The following is a 14,396-nucleotide window of genomic DNA, read 5'->3' as shown; positions in this document are numbered from 1 at the left end:
CTGTGTCCCTTACTTCGCGGCGAACGCGAGTTCGGCGGCCTTGTCGGCGGCCTCGTCCATGGTGGCGACGACCGTGACCAGCGGGTGGTTGGCCTCGGCGAGGATGCGGCGACCCTCCTCGACGTTGTTGCCGTCGAGACGGACGACGAGCGGCTTGTTGGCCTCGTCACCCAGGGTCTCCAGGGCGCCGACGATGCCGTTGGCGACCGCGTCACAGGCGGTGATGCCGCCGAAGACGTTGACGAACACGCTCTTGACCTGGACGTCGTTCAGGATGACGTCGAGGCCAGCCGCCATGACCGCTGCGGAGGCGCCGCCACCAATGTCGAGGAAGTTGGCCGGCTTGACGTTGCCGTGCTTCTCACCGGCGTAGGCGACGACGTCCAGGGTCGACATGACCAGGCCCGCGCCGTTGCCGATGATGCCGACCTCGCCGTCGAGCTTGACGTAGTTGAGGTCGTTCTCCTTGGCCTTGAGCTCGAGGGGATCGGTGGCGTCCTTGTCCTCGAACTCGGCGTGGCCGGGCTGACGGAAGTCGGCGTTCGCGTCCAGGGTGACCTTGCCGTCGAGGGCGAGGATCTGGTCGTCGGGCGTGCGGACGAGGGGGTTGACCTCGACGAGGAGAGCGTCTTCCTTGATGAAGACCTCCCACAGCTTCTGGATCGTGTTGGCCGCGGCGTCGAGCACCTCTGCGGGCAGCTTGCCTGCCTCGGCGATGCTGCGCGCGAACGCCAGGTCGACACCCTTGACGGCGTCAACGGGGATCTTCGCGAGGGCGTCGGGGTTCTCCTCGGCGGTGACCTCGATCTCGACGCCACCCTCGACGGAGCACATCGCCAGGTAGGTGCGGTTGGTGCGGTCGAGCAGGAAGGAGATGTAGTACTCCTCGGCGATGTCACTCGCCTCGGCGACCAGCAGCTTCTTGACGACGTGGCCCTTGATGTCCAGGCCGAGGATCGCCTCGGCGTTCGCCTGCGCGGCGTCCGCGTCGGGCGAGTACTTGACGCCACCGGCCTTGCCGCGGCCGCCGACCTTGACCTGCGCCTTGACCATCACGGGCTTGCCGATTTCCTCGGCGATCGCGCGGGCACCGGCGACGGTGTCGGTAACACGGCCGGCCGACGTGGGCACGTCGTGCTTGGCGAAGAGTTCCTTCGCCTGGTATTCGAAGAGATCCATCTGCTCACCGTCTCGTCTGCGTTGACTGCGTTGACGCCCGCTCGAGGGGTAGGAGCGGGTCCGTCCGGGACAATATCTAGTTGATTCCGTGACACGGCCCTCGCCTTGGTGCTATGTGGCCTATGTCACGACATCGGATGCATACGCCGCAGGCCACGGGCCGCTGGGCCGAAAACCGCTCCAGCGACGCCTGCGCGAAGCACCGTGCCGACGATCCCGGCCAGCATCCCTGGCGCGACCATCGACGCGACAACCCGACCGGTGGTCAAGGGTCACCCGATCAGGTATACGCCCTCGGGCGCCCCCACGCCCACCCGCCCCACCCTGCGGCTGCGCCGACGAACACCCGGTGGACCTTATGTCGGAATCGCCCGTTATTGATTTGTGATGCATATCACAACTCCACGGCGGGTCTTCCGCCAGAGGTTGCGGCTCCTGCGACCGTTTCGTTACCGTCGCTGAGTCCAAGTCACAGGCAGGTCACGAGCGAGAGGACGGCAGGTTCTTGTCAAGACACCGCGCACCGTCCACGACCAGCGACTTCGGCACCACCCCCGCACCGGACCTCGAACCGAGGCGGGACTTCGCAGCCCAGACCGTCACCTCCCGACCGGGACCGGCGCAGCAGACCAGCAGGCGCAGCGACCGGTTCGTCGTCGACGACGCGGGCAGACAGTCACATCCGCAGTACTCGGCACAGCGTTACACCGGGTCATCACGTCTCGAGACCCACGGCTCCATGAATCACCGCAACACCCCGTTCCACCCCGACCCGTTCGACGACAGCCCGACCACGGTCACCGCGGCACTGCCCGGTGACACACCGGCGCCAACGGACCGCCCCGATGCCGACCTCACACGGGTGTCCGACCTCGCGAATGTTGCAGCTCCCGCCCGGCGCGGTGGAGCGCACCGCATCCCAACCCCACCCACCGCCCTCAAGGGCCGCGCCGCCGTCGTCGCGGTGGCAGCAGGCGCCGTGGTCGCCGCGGGCCAGGCCGCGAACAGCGGGCCGGAGCAGGCACCCGAGATCGCCCTCGCCGCCGACGACGCGTCCGCGATCGCCTCCACCGCCGCGCCGCAGGCCGCACAGTTCGCCGCAACCACCGAAGGCGCAGCACCGTCGCAGGCCCCGCAGGTGCTCAACGTCGCCGATCCCGCGGACCTGACCCAGTTCTCGAACCTGCTCGCGAAGGGCCAGCGGTTCGGTGAGGAGCGCGCCGCCCGCGAGGCCGCGGCCCGCAGGCCGCTGTTCGCCCTCCCCGCGGTGGGCACCTTCACCTCCCATTTCGGTTCGCGGTGGGGAACGATCCACGCCGGCGTGGACATCGCCAATGCGATCGGCACCCCGATCTACGCGGTCGCCGACGGCGTCGTCATCGACTCCGGTCCCGCCTCCGGCTTCGGCATGTGGGTGCGGCTGCAGCACGCCGACGGCACCATCACCGTCTACGGGCACATCGACTCGTCGCTGGTGTCGGTCGGCCAGCAGGTGATGGCGGGCGACCAGATCGCCCGCATGGGCAACCGCGGCTTCTCCACCGGTCCGCACCTGCATTTCGAGGTCCACCTGGCGGGCAACGACAAGATCGACCCGATCCCGTGGCTCGCCACCCGCGGCATCAGCCTCGGCGTCGAACGCGACTGATCGGCTCCCGCACCACGCGGGCCGGGCCATGGCCCGGCCCGGGCCCGGTCTACAGCTTGACCATCGGCACACCGCCGATGAGCATCAACCGCACCTTGCCGGAGGAGCCGAAGTCGACGGTGACCGTCGCGGTCGTGCCTGCACCCTTCGTCTCGAGGACGGTCCCGAGGCCGTACTTGTCATGGCTGACGCGGTCCCCGACCGCGAGCACGAGGTGGTTGTTGCGGGGTCGGGCCGCGCCGAAGCTCGGCGTCGACTCCGCCCGCTCGCGGCCACCGACACCCCCTCCGGTGCCGTAGCCGCCGCCGTACCCCTGGCCGCCGCGGAACCGGCCCCCGCCGATCGCGCCCCCAACACCCGGTCCCGGATCTTCCCGGCGCCAGTCGAGCAGGTGCTGCGGAATCTCCTGCAGGAACCGCGATTCCGGGTTCGTGATCGGCTGCCCCCACGCCGACCGCAGCACCGCGCGCGTCACGTACAGTCGCTGGCGGGCACGCGTGATGCCGACGTAGGCCAGGCGCCGCTCCTCCGACAACTCCGCCGGGTCGCCGAGGGCACGCATGTGCGGGAACTGGCCGTCCTCCCAGCCCGTCACGAACACGACCGGGAACTCGAGCCCCTTCGCGGTGTGCAGCGTCATCAGCGTCACCACGCCGTCACCGTTGTCCGGCAGCTGATCCGAGTCCGCAACCAGCGACACCCGCTCCAGGAACGCGGCAAGCGATCCCGGATCGGGTTCGCCCTCGCCGAGGGCCGGATCGTCCTCGCCGGCCGCCGCGAGCGCGCCCTCGAGCGACTCGTCGATCTCCGTGTCCAGGCCCACCGCATTGCGCGCATCTGAGCTGAACTCCCTTGCCACACTGACGAGTTCGTTCAGATTGTCGAGTCGCGCCCCATCCTGCGGATCGCTGCTCGCCTCGAGTTCCGCGCGGTAGCGGGTCCGGTCGAGGACCGACTCCACCACGTCGCCGATGTCGATCAGCCCGGTGTCGTCGGGCTGCATCCCGTCCCGGATCTCGTCCATCATGTCGACGAACGCGGCGATCGCCTTGTGTGAGCGGGTGTTCAGCAGCGGGACGGTGCCCGCCGCTGCGTCCCGCAGCGCGGCAGCGAACCCGATGCCGCGCTGCTCGGCGTGCACCGCGACGCAGGCCTCCGCGCGGTCCCCGATGCCCCGGCGCGGGGTATTGAGGATCCGTCGCAGGCTCACCGTGTCGTCCGGGTTCTCCAGCACCCGCAGGTAGGCGACGACGTCACGCACCTCCTTGCGCTCGTAGAACCGGACCCCGCCGACCACCTTGTAGGGCAGGCCGAGCCGGATGAACACCTCCTCCAACGCGCGCGAGGAGTTGTTGGTGCGGTAGAACACCGCGACCTCACCGAACTTCGCGTCACCGGCGTCGACGAGGCGGTCGATCTCGGACGCGACGAAGGATGCCTCGTCGTGCTCGTTGTCGGCGACGTACCCGGTGATCGGGTCGCCCTCACCGGAGTCGGTCCACAGCTTCTTGTCGCGGCGGCCGGTGTTCCGGGAGATCACCGCGTTGGCGGCGGTGAGAATATTCTGGGTGGAACGGTAGTTCTGTTCCAGCAGGATCGTGCGGGCCTGCGGATAGTCCCGCTCGAACTCCTCGATGTTGCGGATGGTGGCGCCGCGGAACGCGTAGATGGACTGGTCCGCGTCACCGACCACGCACAGCTCCGACGGCGGCACGGCGGCCGCGTCCGGCGTGCTCGCCTCCCCGACCAGCGTGCGCACCAGGACGTACTGGGCGTGGTTGGTGTCCTGGTATTCGTCGACAAGGACGTGCCGGAACCGGCGCCGGTAGTACTCGGCAACCTGCGGGTGCTGCTGCAGCAGCGCGACCGTCTCGCCGATCAGGTCATCGAAGTCGAACGCGTTCGCCGCGCGCAGCCGGGCCTGGTAGTGCCCGTACACCCGGGCCACCAGCCGCACCACCTCGTTGGGGTCCTGCGCGGCGTCGGTCTCGGCCTGCTCCGGGCCGATCAGCTCGTTCTTCAGGTTGGAGATGTGCGTGGCCAGCAGCCGCGCCGAGTACTTCTTCTGGTCGATCTCGAGGTCCTTCGAGATCATCGTCAGCAGCCGCCGCGAATCGTCCGCGTCGTAGATCGTGAAGTTCGAGTTCACCCCGGGCAGCAGCGCGGCCTGCATCCGCAGGATCCGAACGCAGGTCGAGTGGAAGGTCGCCACCCACATGCTGGTCGCGCGCGGGCCGACGAGCTGCGCGACCCGTTCCCGCATCTCCGCTGCTGCCTTGTTGGTGAACGTGATGGCCAGGATCTGGCCGGGGGTGACGCCGCGTTCCGCCAGCAGGTAGGCGATGCGGCGGGTCAGGACCGCAGTCTTGCCCGATCCTGCACCGGCAACGATCAGCAGTGGCGACCCCGTGTGCACGACCGCGTCCCGCTGCGGCGGGTTCAACCCATCGAGGAGATCCGCGGTCGAGGTACGGAGGCCAGCCTGGGCTGCGCCGGAGAATGATGCGGCGGAGAATGTGTTCATCGCCTGTCCACGCTACCGCCGCACACCGACAGCAGGCCCCGGCACCACCCACGCGGCGGCGGGTGCCGCCGGGCATGGCAAAATGAGGGCATGCTCAGCGCCGACAATCGCCTGCAGTGGCGATTTTTCTACGGGTACCGGACTCCGGTGCCCGTGGCCTGACCAATCCACGAGCCCCGCGGTCCGCAACCGGATCCGGGGCCCTTTTCGTGAGACGGCCTGGATCGGGTAACGACCCGCGGGACCGACAACGATCCAGTGTGTGACACGAGGAGTAGACATGGGCGCCCCCATCTCATCGCACGACGACGCCGCCAAGAACGACCCGGCGACCGGCACCGACGACATCGCGATCCCGACCAGTGAGGCCGAGATCGACGAGCTGCGCAAGGAGATCGACCGGCTCGACGCGGAGATCCTCGCCGCGATCAAGCGGCGGACCGAGGTCTCCCGCATCATCGGCCGCACCCGGATGGCCTCCGGTGGTCCCCGCCTCGTGCACAGCCGCGAGATGAAGGTGCTCGAGCGGTTCGGCGAGCTCGGCCAGGAGGGTCACACCCTGGCCATGCTGCTGTTGCGCCTCGGCCGTGGGCGTCTCGGGCGCTGAACCCGGCCGCTCCGCGCGGGTGTCACCCGCGGCGTAGACGACGGGAACGGTGGCACAGCAAGGCACGCGGAGGAGGAGTCGGGTGAACCGTCTCGGGGTCATCAGTCACTGCGCCGGATCCCGGAGCTCCCGAACCGAGCTCCGGGAGACCGTGGAACTCGCCTGTGTGGCAGAAGAGCTGGGGTTCGACTCGTTCTGGCTCGCGCAGCACCACTTCGGTGCGCAGCGCGGGCACTCCCCATCGCCGCTGGTCGTGTTGGCCGCGGTGGCCGAACGCACCAGCCGGATCCGGCTCGGCACGGCGGTGATCGTCGGCTCGCTCGAGGACCCGATCCGGCTGGCGGAGGATGCCGCAACGGTGGATGCGCTGAGCGGTGGCCGGCTCGAGCTCGGCCTCGGCGCGGGAGCCGACGCCGACATCGCCCGAAGGTTCGGACGGAACCACGACAGTCGGCATGCGGATCTGAGGTCCACTGTCGAGACCCTCGTCGAGCTCCTCGAAGGCGGCCTGGTCACCCCCGACGCACGCGGGATTCGCGACCGGATCTGGCTGGGAACCGCGTCCCGGCAGGGCATCGACCTTGCCACCCGGCTCGGCCTTGGTGTGCTGTCCGGACGCAGTTCGAGCCCGGCCGGGCCCACCGACGCGGGCGCTGCCCAGCTGCTCGCCGAGTACGTCGCCGCCGCGAATCGGCCCAGGGTGGGCTTGTCGCGTCCGGTGGTGTGCAGCGACGACGTCGCCAGTGCACGGAACCTGATCACCGACCAGATATCGGAATGGGTGACGCGCGGGATCGGGACCGGCAGGTTTCCCTCCGGCTTCACCGCCTCCGACTACCTGGACACCGGCCACATGTATCACGGCTCCGCGGAGACCATCGCAGACGAGCTTCGGCTCGACCCCGGGCTCCCGTTCGCCACCGACCTGCTCTGCAACGTCCAGCCGGTCCGGCTCACCCTGTCCCAGTGGACCCCGATCCTGATGGGGATCGCCCAGCGGTTGCGTCCCCTACTCACCGAGGGTGAGCACCCGGTCGCAGAGCTGCCCGAGAACTCGGTCGTCGTGGCTGACCACCACGACCGCCGCGCCGGCTGACGCCAGCTCCCGTATCGACCCGAGGACCCGCCTTGCGACCGTCGGGTCGAGGGCAGCCGTCGGTTCGTCCGCCAGCAGCAGGGGCGACCTCGCGACCAGCGCGCGGGCCAGCGCGACCCGCTGGCACTGCCCTCCCGACAGCTCGGACGGGCGGGCCGTCATCGGGACGTCCGAGAGGCCGAGTTCGGCGAGCGCGGCGGCCGCCGCCGTCCGTGCGGCGCGTCCGCGCATCCGCACCGGCTCGACCACCGATTTCCAGATCGGCCATCGAGGGTCGAGGCTCCCCACCGCGTCCTGGAACACCATCTGCACCGACCGTGGTTCGGGCGCCGCCTTCCCCGACCACCGCACCGTTCCGCCCCGCACCGGTTCCAGACCGGCCAGCAGGCGCAGCAGGGTGCTCTTGCCCGACCCGGAGGGTCCACGGATGCCGACGATCTCACCTCGATGGAGCCGGAAGCTGGTGGGCGCCAACACCTGCCGTCCTTTGTACTGATGCCGAACCTCCTCGACCTCGAGCACGATCGTGGAATCGTCGAGTGTCGATTCCACGCCAACGGGGTCAAGCGCGTCAATCAGGCTCCAGGTGTACGCGTCCTCTGGCTCGGCGAAAACCTGTGCGGCGGAACCCTCCTCGACCAGCGTGCCGTTTCGGAGCACGTAGACGCGGTCCGCGTGTCTGCCAACCAGCGCCAGGTCGTGACTGACGATCAGCAGGCTCTCGGTGCGCTCAACCAGGGTATCCAACACCGCGTTCGCGGTTGCCGGATCGAGAGCAGAGGTGGGTTCGTCCGCAACCACCAGCACTGGATCCAGGGCGGTCGCGGCCGCAATGCCTGCGCGTTGCTGCATGCCGCCCGACCACATGTGCGGCCACTCTCGGATCCGCCGTTCACTGTCCGAAACCCCGAGGTCGCGTAACCGGGTCGCCGCCGCACCGGACGGGACCGGACGACGTTTCGCACGCCACGCCTCCTCGACGTTCGCCCCGATTCGCATCAGGGGGTCAAGGCCACCGTAGGCATCCTGCGACACGTACCCGACCCGGCTGCCCCTGAGTTCGCGCAGGCCGTCCTCCGTCGCACCAACCGAGTCGCAGCCCTCGACCATCACCGATCCGCGCACTCGGGCGTCGGCAGGGAGCAGGCCAAGCACGGCCTTGATCAGGGTGCTCTTCCCGCATCCACTTTCACCGATGACCGCGACCGTCTCCCCGCGCGCCACCGAAATCGAGATGTCTCGCAGGGCCATGCGGCCGTCTGCATAGCTCACCGACAGCCCGGTCACGGCGAGGGCAGGGATCATCGGCTCGTGGCCGTCGACGGCGCCATCCGGCGAGGACGGTTCCGGGGACGATGTCGTTGCCAGGTCCGTCGTCATGCTCGTCCCCTTACCGATCCCCGGCGATGCAGACCGTCCGCGATCAGGTTGGCGGCGGTCGTCATTGCGAGGATCGCAGTGGCGGGGACGATGAGCAGCCAGGGCGCCGCGGTCAGGAACTTTCGGGCGTCGCCGAGCATGGCACCCAACTCGGCATCGGGTTGCTGGACACCCAGTCCGAGGAAGGAGAGACCGGCGAGCGCGACCACGATCCCGCCGAGCCGCAGTGTCGCGACGACGAACAGTCGCGGCATGACCGCGGGAACGATGTGCCGGAACGCGATCTCCGCCGTGCCGATGCCCGACAGGCGTGCTGCGGTCACGTACGGGCGGTGCGCCAGGTCCAGCGTGAGCGACCGCGCGAGTCGGGCGTCCGCGGCCCACGACGACACGATCAACGCGAGCAGCAGGTTCAGATAGCCCGGCCCGAGGAGCCCGACGATCGCGAGGGCAAGGACCAGGCTCGGGATGGCAAGGAGCACATCGATGACTCGGCCAAGGACGGAGTCGAGCCACCGAGGCGAAAGCCCGGCGATCACTCCGACGAGGATGCTCACCGTCATGGATCCGGCGAGAACCACGAGCGCGGAGAACAGGGATCGGCGCAGACCCACCACTACCCTCGCTGCCTGATCGCGCCCGAACTGGTCGGTTCCCAACGGATGCGCCGTGCCGGGGGGCCGCAACTTCGCCGTGTAGTCCGGTGCGTTCGGGTCTGTGCCGATCAGGTGCGGACCAAGGAGCGCCGCCAACACCACCACGACCGCGAGGCCGACCCCTGCCCGGAACGACCAATCCCGGCCTGCGGGTCGAACGGACCTGCTCCGTATCAACACGGCACACCTCGCGACCGTCGACGAAGCCGCGGATCGAGTGCTGCCGCGAGGCTGTCCGCGGCCAGGTTGACGGCAACATATGTCAACGTCGCCAGCAGGGCGAACGCCTGGATGACCGGCATGTCCCGGGTGGCGACCGACGACACGACGTACGCCCCGATTCCTGGCCAGGTGAACACCGTTTCGATGATCGCAGCACCGCCGAGGACGGCTCCCACCCCGACCGCGACGGCGTGCAGGTACGGCGGAAGGCTGTGCGGCAAAGCATGACGCAGCAGGGCCCGGCGAGGTGTTGCACCCCGACTGCGGGCCACCTCGACGACGGAACCACGCATGGCGTCGACGAGATTCGCTCGCAGGAGCCGCGACCACACATCGAAGAGGCCGAACGCCAGGCAGATCGCGGGCAACGCAACCGCCGACCATGACCCGTCGAGCACCACCCTGCCGATTCCCAGTTCGATCACGACGACCTGGATCAGCACGAGCCCGACGACGAATCCCGGCACCGACGCGGACACGAGCGCGATTGCGCGCGCGCCCGCGTCCGGCCACCGGTCGCGATAGCGGGCGGCGACCAACCCGAGCACCAAGGACAGTACGACCGCGAGAAGGACGGCAGTGAGCGCGAGCCGAAGGGTCGGCCCAAGCCGTTCGGCGAACTCCGTCGTCACGGGCCGACCGGTCACGTACGACGATCCGAGGTCGAAGCGCAGCACTCCCCCGAGCCAGCGCAGATACTGCTGCGGCAGAGGAAGGCCCAGCCCCAGTTGCGCACGCACCTCCGCCATCTGAACATCGGTCGGCTCGGGGATGCCCTGGGCGCCCAGCGTCAATCGAGCCGGGTCGCCGGGTGCCAGGGGCAGGAGCGCCCAGATCAGGACGCTCGCTCCCCAGGCGGTGACCACGGCCTGGACTAGGCGGCCCAGCGACGGCCCCACTGCCGCCCTCACGCCCCGGTGTCGTACCGAATGTGCCTGCGGACGTTCGACACCTCGTAGTCGGACCATTCGTCCGAGGTCACGACCGTGAAGTACTTGAAGGTTCCCGCGACAACGTAGGCCTGATCGACGACCAAGATCTGTTGGGCGCGTTCGAGCAACTCGTCGCGTGCACCCTCGTCGAAGGTGTGGCGGAGCGTGTCTCCGATCGCGTCGAGCTCCGGGTTGGAAATGCCCTGCGCATTCGACGATCCGCCGGTGGTCCACCGCACCAGGTACGGCTGCACGGGATCGGCCGTCCCGGACAACGATCCGCTCAGCGCAGCCGACGATTCCCAACCTGCCGGGTTCTCCTTGACCGCAGCGGAGTCTTCGGCGACGTCGATCTGCAGGTCGAAGCCGGCCTTAGCAACCTGCTCCTGGATGCCGATCGCCACGTCGGTGGTCTCGGGTCCCTGCGCCTGCGTGACGAACCGAACGGTGAGACGCTGCCCGTCTCTGGTACGGACACCGTCGGCGCCCGACACCCAGCCTGCAGCGTCGAGGAGGGAGTTCGCCTCGTCCAGGTCGAGCTTCTGGTTGTCCACCGCGTACGGCATCACGTCGGGGTACAGCCCCCCTGCGGCGGCGAAGGAGCCGTTGCCGATGTTGTCGGCGATGCCCTGGTAGTCGATGGCGAGGGTGAAGGCCTTCCGGACGTCGGTGTCGGTGAAGATGCCCTCCTTGAGGTTCATCTCGACGAGGAGGGACTGCAACGCCATCGGGGAGTTCTTGACCGCCACGTCGGTGCGACCGTCGAGCGCGAGTCGGGCGCCGGTCGACGGGTAGAACGCCATGTCCGCCTCGCCGCTCTCGACGCCAGCGATGCGGGCCTGCTCGTCCGGGACGACGTCCACGCTGATCCCGGTGAGTGCGGGCATCCCCTGCCAGTACCCGTCGTAGCGGGCAAGTTCGAGATCCGTGGGGGTCCATTCGGTGATGGCGTACGGGCCGGTGTAGGCGCCACTGCCGACGATCTTCGCAGAGTCCCCGGCCGCGGCTTCGACGGCCTCGACGTCGTAGATCTGCAGCGAGTTGTCGCGGGCGGCGAGACCGGCGGGCACCATCGCGTTCGGGCTCGGGGTGCGCAGGACGACGGCACCGCCCTCGACGACGGCCCGGGTGCCGGGCGCGAGGTAGACCTGCGCGGCCGTGGACTTCTCGATCTGCCGGGTCAGGGCCGCGGCAACCGCATCGGGGGTGACGGGCTTGCCGTTCTGGAAGGTCTGGCCCTCACGGAGCTCGATCACCCAGGTCAGGTCGTCGCGGCGTTCGACGCTCTCCGCGAGCCACGGCGAGATCGCGCCGTCCTCGTCGACCTGGAGCAGGTTCTCGGCGACGCCCCAGTCGAAGAGCCAGTTCGTCCCGGTGGCTGCGGGATCGAGTCCCGCGATCTTGTAGGAGTTGTAGATCGTCAGGTGGTCGTCCGCGACGCCGTCGGACGCGCCCGATCCGGACGAGCAGCCCGCGGCGACGGCGACCACGGTGACGGCGAGTGCTCCCGCACGCAGCGCGGCCCGCCACCCCGGGCGGGTGGTGAATATCGAGTTGTTCATGTCCATCCTCGTGGTGTTCTGGCCTTCGTGTGTCCGGCCCCCGACTCAGGTGTCCTGGCTCCCGGATCAGCACTCGCCCCCGGCCTTCCAACCATGCGGTCGTGGCCGAGCGTGGGGGTTCGCTCCTCGGTGACAGTTGCGGGACAGCCCCGGATTCGCACCGGTGTTCCCTGCGTCGGGTCGAACAGTACAAGACGAAAGCCGACAACTCGGGCGGCGGTGTCGCCGACCTGCGCTGCCGTTCGGGCAGGTTCAGCCGAGACACTCGTGCCGTGCGGAGACCCGGACGAGGTGGTCGCGGGCGATCACCGTGTCCCGGAGGATGGCGGCGAGTTCGTCGGTGGTGAGTCCGACGAACTCGTGCCACGGGCGGCACACGTCAGTGCACCGGAAGACATGCAGGACCAGATGTGCGACCGCGGGACTCGGCGCCGACCGCGACACCGCGAAGGACATCAGCCGCCTGCGGTCCCGCAGGGTCAACGCCGATCGCGTCCACAGGTGTGCATCGACGTAGTCCGCCGCGAGGGCAGGGACCCGCGCCACCGAACCGGTGCTCAGGCTCCCACCGCACGCTGTGCCACGCCGGTGTACTCGCTGAGCGGTCGGATTAGCGCGTTGGACTCGCTTTGCTCGATGATGTGCGCGGTCCACCCGGTGATCCGGCTCATCACGAAGATCGGGGTGAAGACCTCGATGTCGAAGCCCATCAGGTAGTAGGTCGGACCTGCGGGGAAGTCGAGATTCGGTTTAATCCCGGTGGCATCACTCATGGTGCGCTCGAGGATGTCGTACATGCGAACCCAGGCGCCGCCATCCGTTTTCGCGGCGACGTCGAGGAACGCCGTACGCATCGCAGGTACGCGCGAGTCGCCGTTCTTGTAGACCCGGTGGCCGAAGCCCATCACCTTTTCCTTGCGGGACAACTTGCCGCGCATCCAGGCCTCGGCATGTTCCGGCTCACCGATCTCAAGCATGGCGTGCATGACCGCCTCGTTCGCGCCGCCGTGCAACGGACCCTTGAGGGTGCCGATCGCGGCGGTCACGGCACTGTAGATGTCCGACAGTGTGGAGGTGACGACGCGCGCCGCGAACGTCGAGGCATTGAAACTGTGCTCCGCGTACAGAATCAGCGACACCTCGAAGGCGTGCACGATCTCCCGGTCCGGAATCTCACCGAAACACATGTTCAGGAAGTTCTCGGCGAACCCGAGATGACTGTGCGGGGCGATCGGGTCCAGGCCGTGGCGACGACGGTGATCGGCCGCCACGATCGTGGGCAGCACAGCCATCATGCGAAGCGCCTTCTCCCGATTGGCCTTCGGAGAGTTGTCCGCCTCCTCCGGGTCCTCGGCGCCGAGCCAGCTGATCGCGGTGCGGACCACGTCCATCGGATGACAGTTATCCGGCATTCTCGCCACGAGCGAGAGTAGGGAACGATCGGCGCGCCGACTGGCCCGCTCACGCTGACAGAACAGCCCCAGTTGGGCGTCGGTGGGCAGTTCGCCGTTCCACAGGAGGTAGGCAACCTGCTCGAAGGTGCAATTCACGGCCAGGTCCTGCACCGCATATCCCCGGTAGGTCAGCGAATTGGTCTCGGGAACGACCTTCGAGATCGCGGTGGTGTCGACCACGACACCGGCGAGCCCCTTGTGGATCGTCGGGACTGCCTTCGTCATTGGTTCCCTCCGAGCGTGAAGTTGAAGACTCCGGAATCGAATTCGTTGTAGCGCTCGTACTCGAGCAGCTCATACAGTCGGGAGCGGGTCTGCATCTGATCGACGAGACCCTCCTGCGTACCGCTCGCATGGATCTCGCGCAGCCCGGCCTCGATCGCTCCCATCGCGAGACGCAGAGTGGTGACCGGGTAGATCACGGCGTTGTAGCCGATGTCCTGCAATATCTGCGCCGGAACAAGTTTCGACTTTCCGAACTCGGTCATATTGGCCAGTAGCGGAACGTCCACTGCACCGCGGAACGCCTCGAAGTCGGCCTCGGTGCGCAGGGCCTCGGTGAAGATCAGGTCGGCACCGGCATCGGCGTATGCCTTCGCACGCTCGATGGCGGCATCCAGACCCTCGATGCCCGCAGCGTCGGTGCGGGCGCAGACGACGAAGTTCGGATCGCGCCGGGCGGTGACGGCGGCCCGCAGGCGCCGCACCATCTCGTCGGTCGACACGATCGCCTTGCCGTCGAGGTGACCGCACCGTTTCGGGTTGACCTGGTCCTCGAGGTGCAGGCCAGCGATGCCCGCGTCCTCGGCGGCCAGGACCGTGCGCGCGGCGGACATCGGCTCGCCGAAGCCGGTGTCGGCGTCGATGAGCACCGGCAGGTCGGTGACACCGGCGATCTGCTGACTGTGCGCCACGACCTCGGTGAGCGTGGTCAGGCCGATGTCGGGCAGCCCGAGCGCGGCGGAGAAGGCACCGCCTGAGACGTAGACGCCGTCAAACCCGATCTGCTGGATCAGCTTGGCCGTCAACGGGTTGATCGCACCGGGCAGGCGCTGGATGGTCCCGCCGGTCAGCCCGGCGCGAAGGGCGATCCGCTTGTCCGCGGCCGACGCGGCCGCGGCAATGAGGCTAGCCAT

12 protein-coding genes and 1 riboswitch are annotated in these 14,396 nt (G+C 68.5%); of the genes, 3 read left to right on the top strand and 9 right to left on the bottom strand.

Annotation, left to right across the window (positions count from 1 at the left end):
• Positions 1-9 precede the first annotated feature (9 nt).
• Positions 10-1,179: an ADP-forming succinate--CoA ligase subunit beta gene (gene sucC / locus ACFWQG_RS00450; protein ID WP_378505601.1), complete on the bottom strand. Its 1,170-nt coding sequence runs from the start codon at positions 1,177-1,179 to the stop codon at positions 10-12.
• Between the two features lie 739 nt (positions 1,180-1,918).
• Here sucC and ACFWQG_RS00445 point away from each other — a divergent pair.
• Positions 1,919-2,827 carry a M23 family metallopeptidase gene (locus tag ACFWQG_RS00445; RefSeq protein WP_378506027.1) on the top strand — a complete coding sequence of 303 codons (909 nt, stop codon included), beginning with the start codon at positions 1,919-1,921 and terminating at the stop codon, positions 2,825-2,827.
• 49 nt (positions 2,828-2,876) lie between these two features.
• Here the strand turns inward: ACFWQG_RS00445 and pcrA are convergent, their stop codons facing one another.
• Positions 2,877-5,351 carry a DNA helicase PcrA gene (gene pcrA / locus ACFWQG_RS00440; RefSeq protein ID WP_378505600.1) on the bottom strand — a complete coding sequence of 825 codons (2,475 nt, stop codon included), beginning with the start codon at positions 5,349-5,351 and terminating at the stop codon, positions 2,877-2,879.
• 280 nt (positions 5,352-5,631) lie between these two features.
• Between pcrA and ACFWQG_RS00435 the strand changes: the two genes are divergently transcribed.
• Positions 5,632-5,958: a chorismate mutase gene (locus tag ACFWQG_RS00435; protein WP_378505599.1), complete on the top strand. Its 327-nt coding sequence runs from the start codon at positions 5,632-5,634 to the stop codon at positions 5,956-5,958.
• A gap of 49 nt (positions 5,959-6,007) precedes the next feature.
• Positions 6,008-7,054: an LLM class flavin-dependent oxidoreductase gene (locus ACFWQG_RS00430; RefSeq protein ID WP_378505598.1), complete on the top strand. Its 1,047-nt coding sequence runs from the start codon at positions 6,008-6,010 to the stop codon at positions 7,052-7,054.
• On the opposite strand, the gene ACFWQG_RS00425 is transcribed toward ACFWQG_RS00430, so the two are convergent.
• From ACFWQG_RS00425 to prpB, 7 genes are all read right to left on the bottom strand, one after another.
• A complete protein-coding gene (locus ACFWQG_RS00425) occupies positions 6,968-8,434 on the bottom strand; it encodes an ABC transporter ATP-binding protein (RefSeq protein ID WP_378505597.1) in 1,467 nt (488 codons plus the stop codon). The two genes, ACFWQG_RS00430 and ACFWQG_RS00425, sit on opposite strands and share 87 nt — an antisense overlap.
• Positions 8,431-9,048 carry an ABC transporter permease gene (locus ACFWQG_RS00420; protein WP_378505596.1) on the bottom strand — a complete coding sequence of 206 codons (618 nt, stop codon included), beginning with the start codon at positions 9,046-9,048 and terminating at the stop codon, positions 8,431-8,433. The genes ACFWQG_RS00425 and ACFWQG_RS00420 overlap by 4 nt, the downstream gene beginning before the upstream one ends.
• A gap of 215 nt (positions 9,049-9,263) precedes the next feature.
• Positions 9,264-10,223 (bottom strand): ABC transporter permease, encoded by a 960-nt coding sequence (locus tag ACFWQG_RS00415; RefSeq protein WP_378505595.1) that lies wholly within the window; start codon positions 10,221-10,223, stop codon positions 9,264-9,266.
• Positions 10,220-11,806, bottom strand: coding sequence for an ABC transporter substrate-binding protein (locus ACFWQG_RS00410; protein WP_378505594.1), 1,587 nt, complete (start codon positions 11,804-11,806; stop codon positions 10,220-10,222). Before ACFWQG_RS00410 ends, ACFWQG_RS00415 begins: the two co-directional genes overlap by 4 nt.
• Positions 11,807-11,832: 26 nt before the next feature.
• Positions 11,833-12,025, bottom strand: a riboswitch (cobalamin riboswitch).
• Between the two features lie 33 nt (positions 12,026-12,058).
• Positions 12,059-12,352 (bottom strand): hypothetical protein, encoded by a 294-nt coding sequence (locus ACFWQG_RS00405; protein ID WP_378505593.1) that lies wholly within the window; start codon positions 12,350-12,352, stop codon positions 12,059-12,061.
• An 11-nt stretch (positions 12,353-12,363) separates the two neighbouring features.
• A complete protein-coding gene (locus ACFWQG_RS00400) occupies positions 12,364-13,485 on the bottom strand; it encodes a bifunctional 2-methylcitrate synthase/citrate synthase (protein ID WP_378505592.1) in 1,122 nt (373 codons plus the stop codon).
• Positions 13,482-14,396 carry a methylisocitrate lyase gene (prpB, locus tag ACFWQG_RS00395; RefSeq protein ID WP_378505591.1) on the bottom strand — a complete coding sequence of 305 codons (915 nt, stop codon included), beginning with the start codon at positions 14,394-14,396 and terminating at the stop codon, positions 13,482-13,484. The genes ACFWQG_RS00400 and prpB overlap by 4 nt, the downstream gene beginning before the upstream one ends.

The organism is Rhodococcus sp. NPDC058532 (genome assembly GCF_042719255.1).
Classification (GTDB): domain Bacteria; phylum Actinomycetota; class Actinomycetes; order Mycobacteriales; family Mycobacteriaceae; genus Rhodococcus_G.
The sequence above is the reverse complement of the archived record's forward strand: the minus strand, read 5'-3'. Positions and strand labels throughout refer to the sequence as shown.

Bases quoted from the DNA above. Each gene is read 5' to 3' on its own strand.
- ACFWQG_RS00410 (WP_378505594.1), bottom strand. From the start codon at position 11,806: ATGAACAACTCGATATTCACCACCCGCCCGGGGTGGCGGGCCGCGCTG.
- prpB (WP_378505591.1), bottom strand. From the start codon at position 14,396: ATGGCTAGCCTCATTGCCGCGGCCGCGTCGGCCGCGGACAAGCGGATC.
- ACFWQG_RS00425 (WP_378505597.1), bottom strand. From the start codon at position 8,434: ATGACGACGGACCTGGCAACGACATCGTCCCCGGAACCGTCCTCGCCG.
- ACFWQG_RS00400 (WP_378505592.1), bottom strand. From the start codon at position 13,485: ATGACGAAGGCAGTCCCGACGATCCACAAGGGGCTCGCCGGTGTCGTG.
- sucC (WP_378505601.1), bottom strand. From the start codon at position 1,179: ATGGATCTCTTCGAATACCAGGCGAAGGAACTCTTCGCCAAGCACGAC.
- ACFWQG_RS00445 (WP_378506027.1), top strand. From the start codon at position 1,919: ATGAATCACCGCAACACCCCGTTCCACCCCGACCCGTTCGACGACAGC.
- pcrA (WP_378505600.1), bottom strand. From the start codon at position 5,351: ATGAACACATTCTCCGCCGCATCATTCTCCGGCGCAGCCCAGGCTGGC.
- ACFWQG_RS00435 (WP_378505599.1), top strand. From the start codon at position 5,632: ATGGGCGCCCCCATCTCATCGCACGACGACGCCGCCAAGAACGACCCG.